Raw genomic sequence first — 19672 nt, forward strand, 5'->3', positions numbered from 1 at the left:
CCTCCCGCTTGGAGAGCAGATGAGCTGGTTCACCGACGCGCGGTTCGGCCTCTTCGTCCACTGGGGCATCTATGCCGCCGCCGCCCGCCACGAGTGGGTGAAGTCCTACGAGAGGATGGACGACGAGCACTACCAGCGTTACTTCGACCACTTCGACCCCGACCTGTACGACCCGGAGGTCTGGGCGGACGATGCGTGGAACGCGGGCATGCGCTACCTGGTCGTCACGACCAAGCACCATGACGGGTTCTGCCTGTGGGACTCCGCGCTCACCGGCTACAAGGCCACCGCGACGCCGTACGGCAAGGACCTGTTGCGGCCGATGCTCGACGCCTTCAGGGCCAGGGGCATGCGCATCGGGCTGTATCACTCGCTCATCGACTGGCACCACCCCGACTTCCCGATCGACCTCTACCACCCGCAGAGAGACCTCGGGGAGGACGGCGCCCGAGACGTCGGGAAGTACGCCGACTACCTGCACGGGCAGGTCCGTGAGCTGCTGACCGGCTACGGGCCCGTCGACATGATGTGGTTCGACTTCTCCTACCCCGGCCGCGGCATGGGGGCGAAGGGCCGCGACGAGTGGCGCTCGGAGCAGCTGGAGGCGATGGTCCGCGAGCTCCAGCCCGGCATAATGATCAACAACCGGCTCGATCTGGGCAGCGGCGACTTCATGACGCCCGAGCAGGTCATGCCGCCGGGCGGGGTGCCCGGCCACGTGCCGTGGGAGGCGTGCCAGACGCTCAACGGCAGCTGGGGCTACGACCGCGACAACCTCGACTGGAAGTCGCCGCAACTGCTGCTGAGCATGCTGGTCGACACCGTCTCCAAGGGCGGCAACATGCTGCTGAACGTCGGGCCCAACGCGCGCGGCGAGTTCGAGCCGCGCGCGGTCGAGCGGCTGCGCGAGATCGGCAGGTGGACCAGGCTGCACGGCAGGGCGATCTACGGCGCGGGCGCGTCGGGGTTCACCCCTCCCCAGGACTGCCGCTACACCCAGCGCGGCGACCGGCTCTACCTGCACCTGCTGAACTGGCCGATGAAGCACGTCCACCTGGCGGGGCTGGCGGGCAGGGTGAAGTACGCCCAGTTCCTGCACGACGCCTCGGAGGTGCGCTTCCTCGAGGTCGACCCGCACGAGCCCGGTCACGCCTACCTCAGGGGCGTGCCCGAGGACACGCTCATCCTGCAGCTGCCCGTGACCAGGCCCGACGTCGCGGTCCCCGTGGTCGAGCTGTTCCTCTAGCGGCCGGTGAAGGTGGGGCGCTGCTTGGCCAGGAAGGCCCGGGTGGCGCCCAGGTGGTCGTCCGTGGCGGCCAGCGCGTCCTGAAGGTCGGCCTCCAGCTCCAGCGACTCCTCCAGGGAGTGGGAGGCGGCGTGGTGCAGCGCCCTCCTGGTGGCCGCGTAGGCCTTCGTGGGGCCTGCCGCGAGCCGTACGGCCAGCTCGTGGGCGGACTTCAGCAGCTCGTCCTCGGGCACCACCCTGGAGACCACGCCGAGCTCCAGCGCGCGGGCCGCGTCCAGCGGCTCGCCCAGCAGGAGGAGCTCGGCCGCGCGGCCCTGGCCGACCAGGCGCTGCAGGGTCCAGGAGGCGCCGGAGTCCGGCGCAAGCCCGAGGGCGGAGAAGGCCATCGCGAACTTGGCCCGCTCGGAGGCGATACGCAGGTCGCAGGCGTAGGCGAGGGAGGCGCCCGCGCCGGCGGCCACGCCGTTCACCGCCGCCACGACCGGCTTCTCCATGCCGGTGATCAGCGCGATCAGCGGGTTGTAGTGCTCGCGCACCGTTCCCGCCAGGCCCCGGCCCTGCTCCAGGTTGTCCGCGTGCTCGCGCAGGTCCTGGCCCGCGCAGAAGGCGCGGCCCGAGCCGGTGATCAGCACGGCCCTGACGGTGTCGGAGTCGGCCGCCTCGCGCAGGGCGCCGATCAGGGCGCTCTTCAGCTCCACGGTCAGGGAGTTCATCGCCTCAGGCCGGTCCAGCGTGACGGTGGCGACGGCCTCGGTGACGTCGTAACGGATCACAACAGCTCCTTGTCGACGAAGGCGGCGGCGGACGGCATCAGGCGGGCGGCCTCCTGCTCGAAGAAGGCCCGTGCCTTCTCTCCAGGCCACCCCGGAGGCAGCAGCTCGGGGGGCAGCCCCGGGTCGCGGAACAGGAAGTTGCGCCAGCCGTGCAGCAGTCTGCTCCTGATGGCGAAGACCTGGGCGTCAGGCGCGCCGTCCGGCAGCCCGCCGACCAGCTCCTGCGCGTCGGTCAGCCACTGCTCGTAGGCCCGGCCTATCGCCTCGAGGTCCCATGCCCGCGCCACCAGCTCGCGTGGGTCGCCGTCGAGGACGGCTTCGAACCTGTCGGCGCGGATGCCCTCGTGGGCCAGCAGTGGATCGAGTTCGGGGGAGGGGCGCGGGCCCACCCAGGTGGTCTCTGACAGCTGCGCGTAGCCGAGGAAGGCCAGATCGGCGCGTAGCCGCTCCCTCCTGGCCCGCTCCCTGACCGGCTCGAGAACGATCAGATGCCAGCGCCCGTGCCACTTGATCGTTCCAGCTCGGTAAATTCTCAGCGCGGCCTCGTCCAAGCGTCTGACGCACTTGGGCGTGACGACATAGCCGGGCCCCTGGGGCAGTCTGGCCCGGTCCAGCCAGCCTTGCCTGACCATCCGCGAAACCGCTGTGCGCACGGCCGGAGCCGCGATTTCCAGGGGCGCGAGCAGTCTCACCAGGGCGGCGACAGAGGCCTTTCCCCCGCGGGAGCGCAGATGGTCCCCGTAGAGGTCGAACAGCGCCGCGCGTGCGTTCACGAGCACCAGTTTGGCCGTCTTCGCGACCCTGGACAACGGATGCTGGGAGGAGATCGTTACCCATTTGGCACTCCGATGCGGGAGAATAGGACATCACAGAAGACGTGAATGCGTCGGCCACCCACCGGGGCGGTCGTTGATCGCAACCGCGGAGTCCATGGCAGGAAGGGATACACGCATGGCGGCGATGAAGCCGCGGACCGGTGATGGTCCGCTGGAGGTCACCAAGGAAGGGCGCGGCATTGTCATGCGGGTCCCGCTCGAGGGTGGCGGCCGGCTCGTCGTGGAGATTTCGGCCGACGAGGCGAAGGCGCTCGGCGAAGCGCTGAAGAACGTTGTCGGCTGACGCCGGCTCAACTACCTGATCGAACGGCCCTGGCGTCCTCCCCGCCGGGGCCGATCACGTTTGGAGATTCTCCCGTGCCCATCCAGACGACAGCGTCTGTGCTCCCCGAGGCACCCTCGGACTCCGCACTGCTCGCGGTGCCGTACGACTCGGGTCTGAACCCGCGGGTCGAGCTGCCGGTACCGGCGGCGGCCCTGATGGCGCACCACGCGGCCAAGGGGGAGGCAGGCGAGATCGTCGAGGTGCCCGTCTCTCGCGGCGACTCGGTGGGCGGGCTGCTGCTCTACGGCGTGGGCGACGGCTCCCCCCGCGCCCTGCGCAAGGCGGCCTCCGCGCTCACCCGTAGGGCCAAGGGCAGGCCCGAGCTGACGGTCGTGGTCCCCGACGGCGACATCGCCGTCTTCGCCGAGGCCGCGCTCCTCGCGGCCTACACCTTCAAGATCGGCGCACCTCAGGGCAAGCCGCCCGTCGCCGCCCTCACCTTCGTCGGCGCCGACGAGTCGGCCGTACGGCGCGGCGAGAGCGTCGCGCAGGCCGTCGCCGTGGCCCGCGACCTGGCCAACACCCCGGCCTCGACCAAGACCCCCTCATGGCTGGCCGACCAGGCCGCGGCCGACGGGCTCGAGGTGAAGGTGTGGGACGAGGAGGCGCTCAGGGCCGAAGGGTTCGGCGGCATCCTCGCCGTCGGCCAGGGCTCGGTCCACCCGCCCCGCCTCATCCAGCTCTCCTACATCCCCGACTCCTACGACGAGCACGTGGTGCTGGTCGGCAAGGGCATCACGTTCGACTCCGGCGGCCTGTCGCTCAAGCCGACCGACAACATGAAGACCCAGAAGACCGACATGGCGGGCGGCGCCGTCGTGATCGCGGTCATGGGCGCGCTGGCCGCGCTCGGCTCTCCCGTGCGCGTGACGGGGCTGGTGGCCGCGGCCGAGAACATGCCCTCGGGCACGGCCCAGCGGCCCGGTGACGTCATCACCCACTACAGCGGCACCACGGTCGAGGTGACCAACACCGACGCCGAGGGGCGGCTGGTCCTCGCCGACGCCCTGGCCTACGCCGACGCCGTGCTCGAGCCCGACACGATGATCGACATCGCCACCCTCACCGGGGCGATCAGCGTCGCGCTGGGCCGCAACATCGGCGCCGTCTACGCCACCGACGACGAGCTGGCGCGGGCGCTGGTCTCGTCGGGGGAGGCCACCGACGACAGACTGTGGCGGATGCCGCTGATCGACGACTACCGTCCCGCGCTCGACTCGCCGATCGCCGACATGCAGAACGCCGATCTCGGCGGGCGCTTCGGAGCGGGGTCGATCACGGCGGCGCTGTTCCTGCGGGAGTTCACCGGCAAGCGGCCCTGGGCCCACCTCGACATCGCGGGGGTCGGCAGGAGCACCGTGGACGAGGGCACCCTGTCCAAGGGCGCCACGGGCTTCGGCGTCCGCGTGCTGCTCGACTGGCTCACCCGCCGCTGAGCCGGCCGCCTGGGGCCCTGCGGGGCCTCAGGCGGAGATCTTGACGGCGGCCAGCAGTCCGTCGCCCAGCGGCATCATGAGCGGCCTCAGGCGGTCGTCGGCCTGCACGAGCTTGCCCAGTTCCCGCACCGCGACCGTGTCGGGGTCGCGCTGGGAGGGGTCGGCCACCCTGTTGTGCCACAGCGCGTTGTCGAAGGCCACGATCCCGCCCACCCGCAGCAGCCGCACCGACTCGGCCAGGTAGTCGGCGTACTCCTGCTTGGCCGCGTCGGCGAAGACCAGGTCGTAGCCGCCGTCGGACAGCCTGGGGAGCACGTCGAGCGCGCGCCCGGTGATCAGGCGGATCCGCCCGCCGGAGAAACCGGCGTCGGCGAACGTCTGTCGCGCCAGGCGCTGGTGCTCGGGCTCGACGTCGACGCTGGTCAGCGTGCCGTCGGCGCGCATGCCGCGCAGCAGCCACAGCCCCGACACGCCGCACCCCGTGCCGATCTCCACGACGGCGCGCGCGTTGAGCGCCGTGGCGAGGAAGCACAATGCGGCACCGCCTCCGGGAAGGATGGGCGGCGCGCCCATCTCCTGGCCGCGCTGCCGCGCCGCGTGCAGAATCTCATCCTCGTGATGGAACTGCTCCGCATAGGCCAGAGTGGCCTCTACCGGGCTGGTCATCGGCCTCTCCTCCCCACTTCCGTGCAATTGGTCACCGATCGCAGCCTAGGGGAGACACGCCGGGACGGGAACTCTGGTCGCGCCCAACGCGTTGCAGGTTTAAACGGGCTTTGCCGGTCCTGAAGGCAGGCAGTGCGCACGAAGGGACGAAACCAGGCACTATGGCGGTAGCGACGGTGGTCCCAAGGAGAGGAGTGCTGGTGGAAGGTAGCGACCACCAGGCTGATCCTCGCGTGTCAGATGTGTCTGAATGGACCCCTCCCACCTGGGAGGAAGTGGTGCGGACACACTCCGCACGCGTGTATCGGCTGGCCTACAGGCTGACCGGCAACGTTCACGACGCGGAGGACCTCACTCAGGAGGTCTTCGTCCGGGTCTTCCGGTCCCTGTCGAGCTACACACCCGGCACCTTCGAGGGCTGGCTGCACAGGATCACGACGAACCTGTTCCTCGACACGGCGCGCAGGAAGCAGCGCATCCGCTTCGAGGGTCTGGCCGACGACGCCGCCGAGCGGCTGAGCGGCAGGGAGCCCTCTCCGGCCCAGGCGTGGGACGACGCGCACCTCGAGCCTGACATCCAGGCCGCGCTCGACGCGCTCGCGCCCGAGTTCAGGGCCGCGGTGGTGCTGTGTGACATCGAGGGCCTGTCGTATGAGGAGATCGCGGCCACACTCGGCGTGAAGCTGGGCACAGTCCGCAGCCGGATTCATCGTGGCCGGGCACAGTTGCGAGAGGCGCTCGACCATCGCGCGCCGCGCAGCCCTGAACTCCCCCCGACCGTGTCCCGTGGGGAGGAAGTCTGATATGTCCCATCTTGGAGAGCGCCTTTCGGCGCTGGTCGACGGTGAGCTGCGCCACGCCGAGCGTGAGCGCGCCCTTGCCCATCTGGCCTTCTGCGCCGAGTGCAGGCGGGAGGTGGAGGCGACGCGGGCGCTGAAGTCGCGCCTGCGCTCGCTCGACGGGCCCTCGATGCCCGCCGACCTCACCATGTCGCTGCTGCGGATGGGTGAGCCAGGTGACCCAGTGCCGCCTCGGGAGCGGCCCTTTCCGACCTTCGGCGGCGTCCCGCTTCCAGGTCCGCGCAGCATCGCCCCGCCGGACAACCGGCCTCGGGGTTTCCTGGGCGGCTCGGCGGGGCCCGGACGGTCCCGCAGGCGTCCGGCCTATGTGGCCGTAGGCGTCGTGTCGGCCGCGGTCGCGCTCGGCTCGCTGTTCGTCGTCGCGGGCCAGGACCCGGGTCCGTCGGTCGCGCCTCCCGTCGAGGTGTTCAAGCAGGTCCACAAGACCACGGTGCCCTACAGCAACCCGCCCTCCGCCACTCCGTGAGCCGGCTGCTGGCCGTCCTCGCGCTGGCGCTGGTGATGGCGCTGGGCCTGCAGGGCACGGCGGTCGCCGTGCCCGACGACTCGGAGAACGAGGACACAGGCCTGCCGCTGTTGAGGCAGTCGGCGACGGCGGCGAGGGCCCAGCCGTACTCAGGCACGATGTTCACCACCTCGGGCGCGGTGCTGGCCGTGCGCAACGCGCCCGGCACGGGCATGACCATCGACTCCCGTGCGGCCGACCCCGGCGCTCCCGCAGGGGGCATGCTCGCCCCCTCTGACGGCATGCTGCGCGCCCTCGGCGCCAACTACCGGGTGGTCGAGTCGGGCGGCGGCAGCGTCTGCGGCAGGGCGGCACGCCTGGTCGAGGCGCTGCGGCACGACGGGAAGGTGGCCGCCCGCTACTGGATCGACTCCGCGAGCGGGATCCCGTTGCGCAGAGAGGTCCTCGACGGCCAGGGCAGGATCGTCAGGGGCGAGGCCTTCGTCGAGGTGACGATCGCCACCTCCCGCCCGCTCGCGCACGTCTCCTCCGGCGGCAGGCTCAGCTCCGAGGCCGTCGCCGCGCTCAGATCACGCGGGTGGACGTTCCCCGCCATCCTGCCGGGCGGCCTCGAGTTGGCCAACGCCGCCGAGAGCGGCGGCTACCTGAAGCTGGGATACTCGGATGGTGTGTCCGTTGTGTCGGTGTTCGTCCAGCGCGGCAACCTGGACGAGGAGCGACTGGCGGGCTGGCGTAGCCAGCGTCGCGACGGGCATACGATCTGGATCCGGGATTCTGCCGGGCTGGAAATGATCTGGGCTAGTGGGGGTCATGTCTACACCGTCTTCGCCGACGCGCCCGCGGACGTGGCAGCGGCCGCGGTCCTCGGGCTGCCGCACGAGGCGGATCCGGGCTTCTGGGATCGGTTCGCCCGGGGCGCCGACCGTGTGCTTTCCTGGGTCAACCCGTTCGCTTGACGCTCGCTTTACGTCTCTCGTACATCGCGCGGGTGAAGATTGCGGTGTCCGATCTAGGAGTGGTGAGAGTAGATGACCGACGAGACGCGCCCGACGGACGGACGCACGCCGTCGGACCTCTCCGAGCCCCAGGGGAGGCCGGAATTCCTGCCTGCCAACGACGGGTGGGAGAGCGCTCGGACCGAGCAGCTCGGATGGAACGCCTCCGAGCAGCGGCCCCAGCCGTACGGCTCGGGCTGGGGCGACCCCTCGGGACGGCCCACCGGTGACACCGCGATCCACAGCGGGCCCGACTACGGGCCTCCCTCCGCGCCGCCGCCTCCGCCTCCCGGCGCGGCGGTCGGCATGGGACCGGGCTGGGGGCCTCCCCCTCCGCCCGCCGAGGGGTCGCCGAGCCACGGTCGCAGGGGGCCGAACACGGGCGTGCTCGTCGCGCTGGGCGTGGTGATCGCGCTGCTGGCCTCCGTGATGGGCAGCGTGGGCACCTATCTGCTCACCAGGCCGAGCGCCTCGTCCACCGACCCCTCCTACTCCCTCGGTCCCGCCCCCACGGGCGACACCAGCAGGCCGCCGGAGTCGGTCGCGGGAGTGGCCTCACGGGTGCTGCCCGGCGTGGTCTCCCTCGAGGTCGAGGGCGCGAGCGACGCGGGCACGGGCTCGGGCTTCCTGATCAAGGGCGGCTACGTGGTCACCAACAACCACGTGGTCGCGCTGGCCGCCCAGGGTGGCGACATCAAGATCGTGTTCAACAACCGCAAGTCCACCACCGCCCGCATCGTCGGCCGCGATCCCGGCTCCGACCTGGCCGTGGTCAAGCCCGAGGAGACCTTCGGCACGCCGGAGATCACGCTCGGCAACTCCGACCAGGTCGTGGTCGGCGACCCGGTGATCGCGATCGGCTCGCCGCTCGGCCTGACGGGCACCGTCACGACCGGCATCGTGAGCTCGCTCAACAGGCCGGTCGTCGCGGGCGAGGACAACGATCCCGACCCCGCCTACATCAGCGCGATCCAGACCGACGCGGCCATCAACCCTGGCAACTCGGGTGGCCCGCTGGTCAACGCCAAGGGTGAGGTCGTCGGCGTCAACTCCGCGATCGCCACGCTCAGCAGGGCGATCTCCAGCCAGAGCGGAAGCATCGGCCTCGGCTTCGCCATCCCGATCAACCAGGCCAGGCGGGTCGCCGAGGAGATCATCACCACCGGCGCGGCCAAGCGGGTCAAGATCGGCATCGTCCTCGACTCGCGCTACCGAGGCGAGGGCGTGCGCATCGCCACGGAGCCCACGCAGGGCCGCCAGCCCGTCGACTCCGACGGTCCCGCGGGCAAGGCGGGCCTCAAGCCGGGCGACATCATCCTGGAGCTCAACGGCCTGCGCATCCAGGACAGCACCGAGCTCATCTCGCTCATCCGGAGCAAGTCGCCGGGCACGAAGATAGCGATCAAGTACAAGCGGGGGACCGAGGAGCGGATGGCCTCGCTGACGGTCACCGCCGAGGCGGAGCCCACTCCCAGGCCTTCGTGATCCGACGGGCTCGTCCGGGCTGGGTGTCTCATCGCCCGGGCGAGCCCTTAGTCTGGAACTGGCCGGGGTTGTCCCCGGAACCGGTTGCACAGTGGTAGGAGCTTGCGGTGTTCGGACTCGGTTGGATGGAGGTCGGGGCGCTCGTCGTCATCGCGCTGCTGGTCTTCGGGCCGGACAGGCTGCCGCAGGCGGCCGCCCAGGCGGGTAGGACGCTGCGCAACCTCCGTCGCATGGCCACCAACGCCAGGGACGATCTGCGCTCGGGGCTCGGCCCCGAGTTCTCGGACTTCGACCCCGCGGACCTCAACCCGAAGAACTTCGTCCGCAAGCACCTGCTCGACGACGTCGAGGACTCCTGGAACGCCACGCCCACGTCGGCCACCCTGGAGCCGGTCGCCTCGGTGCCCGAGCCGGTCTCCGAGCTGGGTTTCGGCGAGATCCCTCCGTACGACCCCGAAGCGACCTGACCCCGACATGACGGTGGCCACCGTCGCCGCCGAGCGGCGAACGGTGACCACGGTGGCTCAGCCCGTCACTTGGGAGTGGGCGACAGTCCGAGTGAACGGCCCTTCAGGCTCGACGAGCGCTTGGACAGCGACCCGGCGATGCGGCGCAGCTCGGCGGCGGCGGGAGCGTCGGGGTCGGTGAGCACGAGGGGCTTGCCCTCGTCGCCGCCCTCGCGCAGGCGCGTGTCGAGCGGCACCTGGCCCAGCAGCGGAACCCTCGTACCGAGGGTGCGGGTCAGCGCGTCGGCGACCGTCTGACCGCCGCCCTCGCCGAAAACGTTGATCTTCTCGTCGCAGTGGGGGCAGGGCAGCCACGCCATGTTCTCGATGACGCCGGCGATCTGCTGGTGGGTCTGCGCGGCGATGGAGCCCGCGCGCTCGGCCACCTCGGCCGCGGCCATCTGCGGGGTGGTGACGACCAGCAGCTCGGCGGAGGGCAGGCGCTGCGCCACCGAGATGGCGATGTCGCCGGTGCCCGGCGGCAGGTCGAGCAGGAGGACGTCGAGGTCGCCCCAGTAGACGTCGGCGAGGAACTGGTGCAGGGCGCGGTCGAGCATCGGCCCCCGCCACACCACGGCCGAGTTACCCTCGGGCTTGAACATGCCGACCGAGATGACCTTGATGTCATGCGCCACCGGCGGCATGATCATGTCCTCGACCTTGGTGGGACGCTCGGCGGCGCCCAGCATGCGCGGGATGCTGTGCCCGTAGATGTCGGCGTCGACGATGCCGACCTTCAGGCCCTGCGAGGCCATGGAGGCGGCCAGGTTGACGGTGACCGACGACTTGCCGACGCCGCCCTTGCCGCTGGCCACCGCGAAGACGCGGGTCAGCGACCCCGGCAGGTTGAAGGGGATCTCCTTCTCTGGGGCGCGGTTGCCGCGCAGCTTCGTCTGCAGGTTCTTGCGCTGCTCCTGGCTCATCACGTCGAGGTCGACGCGCACACCAGTGACGCCGTCGAGCGCGGAGACGGCGGCGGTGACGTCACGGGTGATCGTGTCTTTCAACGGACACCCCGCCACCGTCAGGTAGATGCCGACGACGATCTCGCCCGAGGGAGAGATGTCGATGCTCTTGACCATGTCAAGGTCGGTGATCGGCCGGCGGATCTCGGGGTCGTTGACCGTTGCGAGTGCGGCTGTCACCTGTTCCGGGGAAGGTGCCATGGGTCCATGGTATGAACCCAGACCGCCTATGCCGAACGCCGGGGCCTCTAGGATTCTTCGCATGGTGGGGATCTCGCCTGAGGAGTCGGCGGTCTGGCGGATGATGCAGCGGGCTCAGGTGCGCATCACCCGCCGTCTGGAGGCCGAACTGCTGGCCGCCCACGACCTCGCGCTGGCCTCGTACGACGTCCTGCAGCAGCTGAGCGAGGCGCACGGGCGGTTGCGGATGAACGACCTCGCCGACCGGGTGCTGCTCTCGCGCAGCGGCCTGACCAGGCTCGTCGACCGCCTGCAGCGCGACGGCCTGGTGCAGCGCGAGGCCTGCGCCGACGACGCACGCGGCCTGTACGCGGTGCTGACCGGCGCCGGTGAGGCCAGGCTGGTCGAGGCCACCCCCACCTATCTGCGCGGCATCCGCGCGCAGTTCCTCGACGTGCTGGAGCCCGAGGAGCTCGAGCAGTGCACGGCGATGCTCACGAAGCTTCTGGTCGCTCCTCGTTGAACCGCTGCAGCTCCGAGCGCAGGAAGTCGCGGGTGGCCAGCTCGCCCATGGACAGGCGCAGGCCCGCGATCTCGCGGGTGAGGTACTCGATGTCGGCCTGGTTGCGCTCGCTGGTCAGCCTGTCCTGCTCGTACGTCACGCGGTCGCGGTCGTCCTGGCGGTTCTGCGCCAGCAGGATCAGCGGTGCGGCATAGGAGGCCTGCAGCGAGAGCATGAGCGTGAGGAAGATGAACGGATAGGGGTCGAAGCGCAGGTGGGCGGGCGAGAGCACGTTCCAGCTGATCCAGATCGCCACGAAGCACGTCATGTAGACCAGGAACCGCGCGGTGCCGAGGAAGCGGGCGATCTCCTCCGACAGCCGCCCGAACGCCTCGGGGTCGTAGTGGGGACGGAAGCTGCGCCTCAGCTCGCGCGGCTGGTCGAGCCGGTCAGCCGCCATCGCGCCACCCCTCGGGGAGCAGGTGGTCCAGGACGTCGTCGACGGTGACCGCCCCGACCAGCTGGCCGAGCTCGTCGACCACGGGCGCCGCCACGAGGTTGTAGGTCGCCAGGTAGGCGGTGACCTCGGGCAGCGGCAGGTCGGGCCTGATCGGGTCGAGCGAGGCGTCGATCACCGCTCCCAGCAGCGTGGAGGGCGGATCGCGCAGCAGCCGCTGGAAGTGGGTCACGCCGAGGTAGGTGCCGGTGGGCGTCTCGTTGGGCGCGCGGGTGACGTAGACCTGGGCGGCCACGGCGGGCGGCAGGTCCTTCTGCCTGATCTGCGCGAGCGCCTCGGCGATCGTGGCGCTGGGCGGCAGGATCACGGGCTCGGTGGTCATCATGCCGCCCGCGGTCTTCTCGTCGTAGGTCAGCAGGCGCTTGACGGGCGCGGCCTCTCTCGGCTCCATCAGCGCCAGCAGCCGCGCCGACTGCTCGTCGGGAAGGTCCTGGAGCAGGTCGGCGGCGTCGTCGGGGCCCATCTCCTCCAGCACGTCGGCGGCTCTCTCAGGGGCGAGCGTGCCCAGGATGCCCATCTGGTCGCTCAGCGGCAGCTCCTCGAGCACGTCGGCGAGGCGGACGTCGTCGAGGGCCGCGGCGACTTCGATCTTGCGCTTGTCGGGCAGCGCGTGCAGGGCGCTGGCCAGGTCGGCCGCCCGCATCGACTCGAAGGCGGCGATGAGGCCGGCCGCCCCCTGGTCCTGCTGGAGGGTGTCGAGGCCCGACACCTCTCGCCAGTCGACGATCCTCGGGTCCCGCCGCCTCTTCTTGACGACGGCCACCTTGGTGATCTGCCAGATGGCGGGCCGCACCTCCTCGATGGCCAGGTCGTAGACGATCATGGGTTCGCCGTCGACCTCGACGGTCAGGTCGAGCATCTGGCCGAGGACGAGGGTCTCCGTGGCGCGCTGCTCGAACCTGCGCATGTTCAGCCGCCCGGTGAAGACGACCGCGCCCGCCTCGATGCCCCGCACCCGGGTGATGGGCAGGAAGACCCTGCGACGGGGCTGGATCTCCACGACCATGCCGTGGACGCGCGGCGGCTGGCCCGGGCGCACCCCCGCCACGATGTCCCTGATGCGGCCGATCTGGTCGCCCGCGGGATCGAAGACCGCGGTCCCCGCCAGACGGGCAACGAAGATCCTCACATTGGCAGCGTAACCGGGCATCGGGCGTTGCCTCCGCTGCGACTGGCATGTAAGTATCAAACCCCTATAATGGTGGTGACATATGAGGTACACAGGATTGGCGATCGCCTTCGTCTCCGCGTGGTGTTTCGCGTTCTCGGGGCCGATGGCGAAGTTTCTCGGCGAGGCCGGACTGGCCCCGCTGGAGTCGGTGTGGGCCCGGATGGCGGGCGCGGGGTTGCTGCTGCTGGCCGTACTGGTGGTGGTGAAGCCGCGCGCGTTGCGCATCCCGCGCTCGCGTCTGCCGTTCTTCGGGGCCTACGCGGTGATGGCGGTGGCGGGCGTGCAGGCGCTCTACTTCGTGGCCATCACCAGGCTGCCGGTGGGCATCGCCCTGCTGCTCGAGTTCATGGCGCCGGTGATGGTGGTCCTGTGGGTCCGTTTCGTCCGCAAGGTACGGCTGCCGCGGGCCGCGTTCGTCGGGGCTGTGGTCGCCGTCGCGGGGCTCGCCATCGTCGTGGAGGCCTGGCAGGGCCTGCGGATCGACCTGCTCGGCCTGCTCCTCGGCCTGGCGGCGGGCGCCTGCTGCGCGGGATACTTCCTGATGAGCGACAGCTTCGGCGACGACGTCGACCCGCTCGGCCTGATCGCGTGGGGCATGATCGGCGCGGCCGTCGTGCTCCTGCCGTTCTCGCAGCCGTGGAACATCCCGTGGGAGGCGTTCACGACAGAGGCCACGCTGGGCGGGCACACGCTGCCGGTGCTCGGCGCGTACCTGTGGATGGTCGTCGTGGCGACCGTCGTCGCCTACATCCTGGGCGTCAACGCGGTGCGCAGGCTGTCGGCCGCGGTGGGCGCCACGGTGGCCTCGCTGGAGGTCATCGGCGGCGCCGTGGTGGCATGGGCCCTGCTCGGTGAGGCGCTCGGCCTCTTCCAGATCATCGGCGGGCTGATCGTGATCAGCGGGGCGCTGCTCGCGCAGACCGCGACCGCCAAACCCGTGGCCGAGCCCGAGCGTGAGCTCAGCAGGATCTGAGCGGCTCAGCCGCCCTTGAGCTCCGTCGGCTCGGGGTCGGGCTCGGGCGAGACGGTTTCCTCGGTGGCCGTGTCCGTCGGCGTGGCCGTGGGCATCGGCTCCTCGGTGGGCTCGGCGCTCGGGTCGCCAGGGCCGGGGGTGGGCTCTTCGGAGGGTGTGGGGGTGGGCTCCTCCTCCTGCGGGCCTGAGGAGACGTAGAGCGTCACCACACTTCCCTTGGCGAGCCTGCCCGGGCCTGGGGAGGTGGAGATCACGTAGTCGGCCTCGAACGACTCGTCGGCGCGGTGCTTCACCTTGGCCTGCAGCCCGAGGCTCTTCAGCTGGGCGATCGCCTCGTCGACGTGCTGACCCTCCAGCACGGGCAGGCTCACGCCCGTCTTCGGCCTGGCCCTGACGGACTCACCGGTGACGGGCGGATCGGACTCTCCCATATAGGCGGGGATGTTCCCGACGTTCTGCCCCTGGTCGTAGGGGGCCCCTGCGAGCTGCGGGAGCATGACGGCGGCCGTCACCGAGGCGGCTAGCGCCATCGCGGCCACGAGCAGCAGGGCGGGGCGCAGCCGTCCGCGCCTCGGCGGCTTGGCCGCCACAGCGGGGCGCAACCGCCCGCGCCTCGCCGGCTTGGCCGGCCACTGTTCGGGCAGGATCGTGTCCGCGGGCGGGACCGGGTCCTCGGGCAGGATCGGGTCTGCGGGCATGATGCTGGTGGGCCTCATGGGAGCCGCAGGCGGGATGGCCGGATCGGTGGGCGCGACGTCCTGCTCGGCGGTGTCGCTGTCAGGCCGTTCGAGGTCATCGACGTGATCGGCGGGGAAGGCCTGCGGCTCAGGCGACGTTCCGGGCGCGTGCGCCACGGGGGCGTGCCCCACGAGGCGCAGCAGGGCCTCGGCGGCGGTCGGGCGGGCGGAGGGGTCCTTGGCCAGGCAGGCCGCCACCAGCGAGCCGAGCGGCTCGCTGAGCTCGGGCAGGTCGGGCTCCTTGGTCAGGATCCTGTGGAAGATCGCGGGAACGCTGTCGCCGCCGAACGCGGGACGGCCCGTGGCCGCGAACACCATGGTCACCGCCCAGGCGAACAGGTCGGACGGCGGCCCCACCGTCTCACCCGAGATCTGCTCGGGCGACATGTAGGCGGGCGTGCCGATCAGCCCGCTCGCGCTGGCCGTCGTGGCGTCGAGCGCCTTGGCGATGCCGAAGTCGATGACCCTCGCCCCGTCGAGGCCCAGCAGCACGTTGCTCGGCTTGAAGTCGCGGTGCACGACCCCCGCGCGGTGGATGGCGGCCAGCGCCGCCATGGTGCCCACTCCCAGCCGCTCCAGCGCCCCCGAGAGGCGCGGGCCGCTCTCCCTGACGAGCTGGTCGAGGGAGACGCCTTCGACGTACTCACTGACGATGTACGGCCTGTCCCCGTCGGTCGAGGCGTCCAGCACGCGCGCGGTCGAGAACTCGGCCACCCTCCTGGCCGCCGCGACCTCCTTCAGGAAACGGTCGCGCGCGGCGGGGTCGCCGGAGAACCTGGCATGCAGCATCTTGACCGCCACGAGCTCGCCCGAGGCGGACCTGCCGAGGTAGACGACCCCTTGACCACCTTCTCCCAGGCGGCCGAGCAGCTCGTAGTCGCCCATGCGGGCGGCCTCGTGAGCAAGGAGCGGCTGAACATTCTGCACCCGATGCACCCTACGGGGTAAGGCGCACCACAGCGGACGAAACGGACCAACGGTCGGTCAGGCGCGCGGCGTCCCTGGCGTTCAGCCGCTCCTTCGCCAGCGCGGCCACCGCGTCGGCGGCGGCGGCCTGGTCGACGACCTCCACCCGCGCGTCGAAGGCCACCAGCTCGGCCCCGTTGTCCTTGCTCCTCAGCGTCACCCGCACGCTGTCGCGCCCGACCAGACCAGGAAGGTCCTGCTCCTCGCCGCCGGTCACGAGGTAGATCGCCCCTTCGTGCCAGACGTGCCACGCGAGCCTGGGGCGGTCCAGATGCAGCCACAGGATGCCCGACTTCTTCGCGCCCTCCTCGATCACGCTCACCCTCGTCTCCTCCCTGCTCGCGCCGCCGGCCTCCAGCATGCCGCACCGCGGCGCCGGGTCCCGACTATCGTGCGGGTGTGCTCTACGCCCTGTACACCAGGCATCTGCGCCCCCTTCTGCGCAGGGGACCGCTTCCTCGCCACGTCGCGCTGGTGAAGGACGGCAACAGGCGCCGTCCGGCGCCGACGGGGGCGCCCCTGAGGGGGGAATGGCGGCGACAGAAGAGAGCGCGCTGTCGCGGCGCGGGGCCCGCGCGCTAGCTTTTGGGCATGCGCTCACGCCGTTCGTGCCTCGCGGTCCCCGGATCCAACCCGCGCTTCCTGGAGAAGGCCCAGACGCTGCCCGCCGACGAGGTCTTCCTCGACCTCGAGGACTCCGTCGCGCCGCTGGCCAAGGAGGAGGCGCGCAAGAACATCGTCTCCGCCCTGCGCGAGGGCGACTGGAGCGGCAAGGTGCGCGTCGTCAGGGTCAACGACCTGACCACGCAGTGGACCTACCGCGACGTGATCGAGGTGGTCGAGGGCGCGGGCGAGTTCCTCGACTGCGTGATGCTGCCGAAGGTGCAGGATCCCACCCAGGTGATCTGGCTCGACACGCTGCTCACCCAGATCGAGCGGACCATGGGCTTCGAGGCGGGGCGCATCGGCATCGAGGCGCAGATCGAGAACGCGCGGGGGCTGGTGAACGCCGACGCCATCGCGGGATCGTCGCCGCGCCTCGAGACGCTGGTGTTCGGCCCCGCCGACTTCATGGCCTCGATCAACATGCGCACTCTCGTGGTGGGGGAGCAGCCGCCCGGCTACACCGAGGGCGACGCCTACCACTACATCCTCATGCGGCTGCTCATGGCGGCGCGCACCCACGACCTTCAGGTGATCGACGGGCCGTACCTGCAGATCAAGGACGTCGAGGGGTACAGGAGGGTGGCCCGCAGGGCGGCGGCGCTGGGTTTCGACGGGAAGTGGGTGCTGCATCCCTCCCAGGTCGAGGCGGCCAACGAGGTGTTCTCGCCGTCCCAGGACGACTTCGACCACGCCGAGCTGATCCTCGAGGCGTACGAGTACTACACGACCGTCGAACGGCGGGGCGCGGTGATGCTGGGCGACGAGATGATCGACGAGGCGTCGCGGAAGATGGCGCTGGTGGTGTCGGCCAAGGGGCGCGCCGCCGGGATGACGCGCACGACGACCTTCACCCCCGGCGCCTGAGTCCGCCGGGGACGGCGGTCCGGAGCCGGCTCACAACCGCACGCCTATCGTGGTGAAGAACCACAGCGACGAGGTCAGCCAGAGCCCGACCAGCGCGGCGAAGAGGCCGCCGCCCAGGAGGGGAAGCGTCCAGCCCGGCAGTCCCTTGCGGGGCAGCGCGAGCATCTTCGCCGTGAACACACCGTAGAAGAAGCAGCCGAGCAGCGAGTGCACCAGCACTCGTGGCACGTCGTACTGCAGTCCCAGCGCGTAGAGGCAGTGGAAGGCGACAGGGATGGTGAGCACGAACGCCACCCTGCCCGACCACCTGTGCACCCACGCGGGGATGCTGACGCCGATCTTGCCCCACATCGACAGCGCCGAGACGACCTGGACGAAGGCCAGCACGAAGGCGCCGGTCGTCAGCCAGGACTTCATCGGCAACGCCCCGCTGAACCCTCCTGGGCCCACCGCGAACCCGGTGGGTGTGTGGACCCTGCCGTACACGCCGAGCGCGACCATGACGAGGGCGCCTGCCAGCAGCGGCGTCAGCAGGCCGGTGGCGGAGCGCCTGTCGGTGGCGATGGTCATGACATCTCCTCGATGAATGCGTCGACGTCCTTGGGCGCGACGGTGTCGCCGTCGATGGTGACCGGCGAGCCAGGGGTGATCGTCGGAACCGGTACCGGCTCGCCGTCCTTCACCATGGCGCCGACCTGGATGAAGCCGTTGCCGTCCGGGCGGGGCAGGACGATCCAGCCGGCCCGGTAGCGGGCGCCGCGCACGAGCGCGGTGGCGCGGTAGAGGCCTGAGGGCTTCTTGACGGTGGGCGCGGTGAAGTCCCAGCGCTTCCCGCCGAGCGCCAGCTCGCCGGTGGCCTTGCCGCCGCCGAGAGTGGCCGAGAGCGTGGCGCCGCCGAAGCCCTTCAGCGTCACCTCGCCGTCGCCCGCCTTGCCGGCGAACCAGGCCTCGGTCTTTCCGTCGCAGAAGTACCCGACGGCCTTGCCGTCCCTTATGGAGACGGCGACGAGGCCGCCGTTGCCGCGCACCCTGCCCGCGTAGTCGGCCTTCGCGGCCGCTTTCGCGGTCTTGGCGGGGGCGGGCGTCACGGAGGTGGTGGCCTCGGCGACCGGCGGTGAGGTGGCGTCGGTGGACGCGGTGGCCGCGTCGGCGGAGGAGGTGGCGGTGACGGCCTGGGGCGCCGACGTGACGCTGGCCACGCCCAGTCCCGCGGCCAGCGCGGCGCCCGCCGCAAGGGTGAAGAACGGCCCGAGCCTTGACATGACTGCTCCCGGAGTTCGGATGGTCTCAGCCCGAGCATCCGCTCTTTCCGGGCGGCTGTCTGTGAACTAATGCGCATCCGGGCGGCCAGAATGAGGGGATGCACGACAACCAGCCGCCCACCCCGAACGGCCCGCCGCCCCTGGGCCGGCAACCGGCGTACGGCCCGCCGCCTCAGGCCGCACCACCGTACGGCGCGCCGTCGCCGGGTCAGCAGCCGCCGTACCAGCCGGGTCCCTACGCGCAGGGCCCGTACGGCGCGCCGGCTCCCCGTCCCTCGTGGTTCGTGCAGGCCCCGCCCGGCGCCCGCTACGACCACCTGGCGAGGAACCCGCTGAACGCCTGGTGGCGGCAGGTCGTCGGCACGCTGCTCGTGGCGCTGGCCTTCTTCGGCATGGCGGTGTTCGTCGTGGTGGCGGGCGCGATCGTCGCGGCGATCGCGGACATTCCCGCGCCGATGACGCAGGAGCAGCTGTTCGGCGATCCGGTGTTCAGCCTGACGGTGACGCTGCTGTCGATCGCGGCCGTGCTCCCGCTGGTCTACGGCACGGTCGCGGTGATCCAGCGCAGGAGGCCGGGCACGCTCTCCTCGGTCATGGGCAGGCTGCGGTGGCGGTGGCTGATGGAGTGCGTCGGCATCGGCGTCGTGGCGCTGGTGCTCGGCCAGGCGGCGCTGTGGGCGGCCTATGTGGCGACCGGCGAGAACACCTCCGAACTGCTCGGCTGGAAGGGGTGGAGCGGTTTCCTGCCCGCGCTGGTGGTGATCGTGCTGCTGGTGCCCTTCCAGGCGGCGGCCGAGGAGTACATCTTCCGCGGCTGGCTCCTGCAGGCCTTCGGCGCCTACATCCGCTCGCCGTGGCCGGGCATCGTGCTGGGTTCGGCCGGCTTCGCCGCGCTGCACGCCTACACCGACTGGGGCATCCTCGACGTCTTCAGCTTCGGGGTGCTGATGGGGTGGCTCGCGGTGCGCACGGGCGGACTGGAGGCGCCGATCGCCATGCACGTGGTGAACAACACGCTGGCCTTCGCCATCAGCGCGGCCGCGGGCGACCTGGACGACGCGTTGCGGCAGGGCGCGGTGCCGTGGCAGTCGCTGGCGGGGACCGTGGTGCAGCTGTCGGTGTTCGCCCTCGGAGTGCTGTGGCTGGCGAGAAAGCGGGCGATCGCCACCGTTTCCGGATAAACCACATAGCGGTTCCGTGAATCTCGCTAGAGAGGTCTCGCCATCGCGGCTGGAGCGTGCTGGGCTGGATTCTGTGGAGGTGTGGGCAGGTGAT

General features: G+C 70.9%; 22 protein-coding genes. 12 read left to right on the forward strand and 10 right to left on the reverse strand.

Going from position 1 to position 19672, the window contains the following annotated elements:
* Positions 1–19: 19 nt before the first annotated feature.
* Positions 20–1246 (forward strand): alpha-L-fucosidase, encoded by a 1227-nt coding sequence (locus FHR33_RS31845; RefSeq protein ID WP_183655585.1) that lies wholly within the window; start codon positions 20–22, stop codon positions 1244–1246.
* Here FHR33_RS31845 and FHR33_RS31850 read toward each other — a convergent pair.
* Both FHR33_RS31850 and FHR33_RS31855 read right to left on the reverse strand, forming a co-directional pair.
* Positions 1243–2019, reverse strand: coding sequence for an enoyl-CoA hydratase-related protein (locus tag FHR33_RS31850; RefSeq protein ID WP_183655588.1), 777 nt, complete (start codon positions 2017–2019; stop codon positions 1243–1245). The genes FHR33_RS31845 and FHR33_RS31850 overlap by 4 nt on opposite strands.
* Complete coding sequence (locus FHR33_RS31855; RefSeq protein ID WP_183655591.1) at positions 2016–2792, reverse strand: PaaX family transcriptional regulator; 777 nt, start codon at positions 2790–2792, stop codon at positions 2016–2018. The genes FHR33_RS31850 and FHR33_RS31855 overlap by 4 nt, the downstream gene beginning before the upstream one ends.
* 178 nt (positions 2793–2970) lie before the next feature.
* Between FHR33_RS31855 and FHR33_RS31860 the strand changes: the two genes are divergently transcribed.
* Together FHR33_RS31860 and FHR33_RS31865 are read left to right on the forward strand one after the other, a co-directional pair.
* On the forward strand, positions 2971–3138 hold the full coding sequence (locus tag FHR33_RS31860) for a DUF3117 domain-containing protein (RefSeq protein WP_020545024.1): 168 nt from the start codon (positions 2971–2973) through the stop codon (positions 3136–3138).
* A 98-nt stretch (positions 3139–3236) separates the two neighbouring features.
* Positions 3237–4616 (forward strand): leucyl aminopeptidase family protein, encoded by a 1380-nt coding sequence (locus tag FHR33_RS31865; protein WP_312895806.1) that lies wholly within the window; start codon positions 3237–3239, stop codon positions 4614–4616.
* Positions 4617–4643: 27 nt separating this feature from the next.
* On the opposite strand, the gene FHR33_RS31870 is transcribed toward FHR33_RS31865, so the two are convergent.
* Positions 4644–5282 carry an O-methyltransferase gene (locus FHR33_RS31870; protein ID WP_183655595.1) on the reverse strand — a complete coding sequence of 213 codons (639 nt, stop codon included), beginning with the start codon at positions 5280–5282 and terminating at the stop codon, positions 4644–4646.
* Between the two features lie 161 nt (positions 5283–5443).
* On the opposite strand from FHR33_RS31870, the gene sigE reads away from it, so the two are divergent.
* The 5 genes from sigE to FHR33_RS31895 all read left to right on the forward strand — a co-directional run bounded on the left by sigE (position 5444) and on the right by FHR33_RS31895 (position 9555).
* A complete protein-coding gene (sigE, locus tag FHR33_RS31875) occupies positions 5444–6085 on the forward strand; it encodes an RNA polymerase sigma factor SigE (RefSeq protein ID WP_183655597.1) in 642 nt (213 codons plus the stop codon).
* Between the two features lies 1 nt (position 6086).
* On the forward strand, positions 6087–6608 hold the full coding sequence (locus FHR33_RS31880; RefSeq protein WP_183655599.1) for an anti-sigma factor family protein: 522 nt from the start codon (positions 6087–6089) through the stop codon (positions 6606–6608).
* The gene (locus tag FHR33_RS31885) at positions 6605–7564 is read left to right on the forward strand and encodes a sigma-E factor regulatory protein RseB domain-containing protein (protein WP_183655600.1); all 960 of its coding nucleotides are present in this window, start codon (positions 6605–6607) and stop codon (positions 7562–7564) included. Before FHR33_RS31880 ends, FHR33_RS31885 begins: the two co-directional genes overlap by 4 nt.
* 72 nt (positions 7565–7636) lie before the next feature.
* On the forward strand, positions 7637–9088 hold the full coding sequence (locus FHR33_RS31890; protein ID WP_183655601.1) for a S1C family serine protease: 1452 nt from the start codon (positions 7637–7639) through the stop codon (positions 9086–9088).
* 107 nt (positions 9089–9195) lie between these two features.
* Entirely contained in the window at positions 9196–9555 is a 360-nt protein-coding gene (locus FHR33_RS31895) for a sec-independent translocase (protein WP_183655602.1), read from the forward strand.
* A gap of 65 nt (positions 9556–9620) precedes the next feature.
* On the opposite strand, the gene FHR33_RS31900 is transcribed toward FHR33_RS31895, so the two are convergent.
* Complete coding sequence (locus FHR33_RS31900; protein WP_183655604.1) at positions 9621–10760, reverse strand: Mrp/NBP35 family ATP-binding protein; 1140 nt, start codon at positions 10758–10760, stop codon at positions 9621–9623.
* Positions 10761–10821: 61 nt separating this feature from the next.
* On the opposite strand from FHR33_RS31900, the gene FHR33_RS31905 reads away from it, so the two are divergent.
* Entirely contained in the window at positions 10822–11262 is a 441-nt protein-coding gene (locus FHR33_RS31905; RefSeq protein ID WP_246452246.1) for a MarR family winged helix-turn-helix transcriptional regulator, read from the forward strand.
* On the opposite strand, the gene FHR33_RS31910 is transcribed toward FHR33_RS31905, so the two are convergent.
* The gene (locus tag FHR33_RS31910) at positions 11234–11701 is read right to left on the reverse strand and encodes a DUF1003 domain-containing protein (protein WP_183655608.1); all 468 of its coding nucleotides are present in this window, start codon (positions 11699–11701) and stop codon (positions 11234–11236) included. The two genes, FHR33_RS31905 and FHR33_RS31910, sit on opposite strands and share 29 nt — an antisense overlap.
* Positions 11691–12887, reverse strand: coding sequence for a magnesium transporter MgtE N-terminal domain-containing protein (locus FHR33_RS31915; protein WP_434094313.1), 1197 nt, complete (start codon positions 12885–12887; stop codon positions 11691–11693). Before FHR33_RS31915 ends, FHR33_RS31910 begins: the two co-directional genes overlap by 11 nt.
* An 82-nt stretch (positions 12888–12969) precedes the next feature.
* Between FHR33_RS31915 and FHR33_RS31920 the strand changes: the two genes are divergently transcribed.
* Positions 12970–13902, forward strand: coding sequence for an EamA family transporter (locus FHR33_RS31920; RefSeq protein ID WP_183655613.1), 933 nt, complete (start codon positions 12970–12972; stop codon positions 13900–13902).
* Between the two features lie 5 nt (positions 13903–13907).
* On the opposite strand, the gene FHR33_RS31925 is transcribed toward FHR33_RS31920, so the two are convergent.
* Positions 13908–15566: a serine/threonine protein kinase gene (locus FHR33_RS31925; protein WP_183655616.1), complete on the reverse strand. Its 1659-nt coding sequence runs from the start codon at positions 15564–15566 to the stop codon at positions 13908–13910.
* A 10-nt stretch (positions 15567–15576) separates the two neighbouring features.
* Positions 15577–15927, reverse strand: coding sequence for a hypothetical protein (locus tag FHR33_RS31930; RefSeq protein WP_183655619.1), 351 nt, complete (start codon positions 15925–15927; stop codon positions 15577–15579).
* Positions 15928–16196: 269 nt separating this feature from the next.
* On the opposite strand from FHR33_RS31930, the gene FHR33_RS31935 reads away from it, so the two are divergent.
* Entirely contained in the window at positions 16197–17135 is a 939-nt protein-coding gene (locus FHR33_RS31935) for an HpcH/HpaI aldolase/citrate lyase family protein (RefSeq protein WP_183655622.1), read from the forward strand.
* Positions 17136–17165: 30 nt separating this feature from the next.
* Here FHR33_RS31935 and FHR33_RS31940 read toward each other — a convergent pair whose 3' ends face one another.
* The gene (locus FHR33_RS31940; protein WP_183655625.1) at positions 17166–17705 is read right to left on the reverse strand and encodes a DUF6529 family protein; all 540 of its coding nucleotides are present in this window, start codon (positions 17703–17705) and stop codon (positions 17166–17168) included.
* A complete protein-coding gene (locus tag FHR33_RS31945) occupies positions 17702–18397 on the reverse strand; it encodes a hypothetical protein (RefSeq protein ID WP_183655627.1) in 696 nt (231 codons plus the stop codon). Before FHR33_RS31945 ends, FHR33_RS31940 begins: the two co-directional genes overlap by 4 nt.
* A gap of 98 nt (positions 18398–18495) precedes the next feature.
* Here FHR33_RS31945 and FHR33_RS31950 point away from each other — a divergent pair, with 98 nt between their 5' ends.
* Positions 18496–19578: a CPBP family intramembrane glutamic endopeptidase gene (locus FHR33_RS31950; protein WP_183655629.1), complete on the forward strand. Its 1083-nt coding sequence runs from the start codon at positions 18496–18498 to the stop codon at positions 19576–19578.
* The last annotated feature ends 94 nt before the right edge of the window (positions 19579–19672 follow it).

Source organism: Nonomuraea dietziae (assembly GCF_014195505.1).
Taxonomy (GTDB): Bacteria; Actinomycetota; Actinomycetes; order Streptosporangiales; family Streptosporangiaceae; genus Nonomuraea; species Nonomuraea roseola.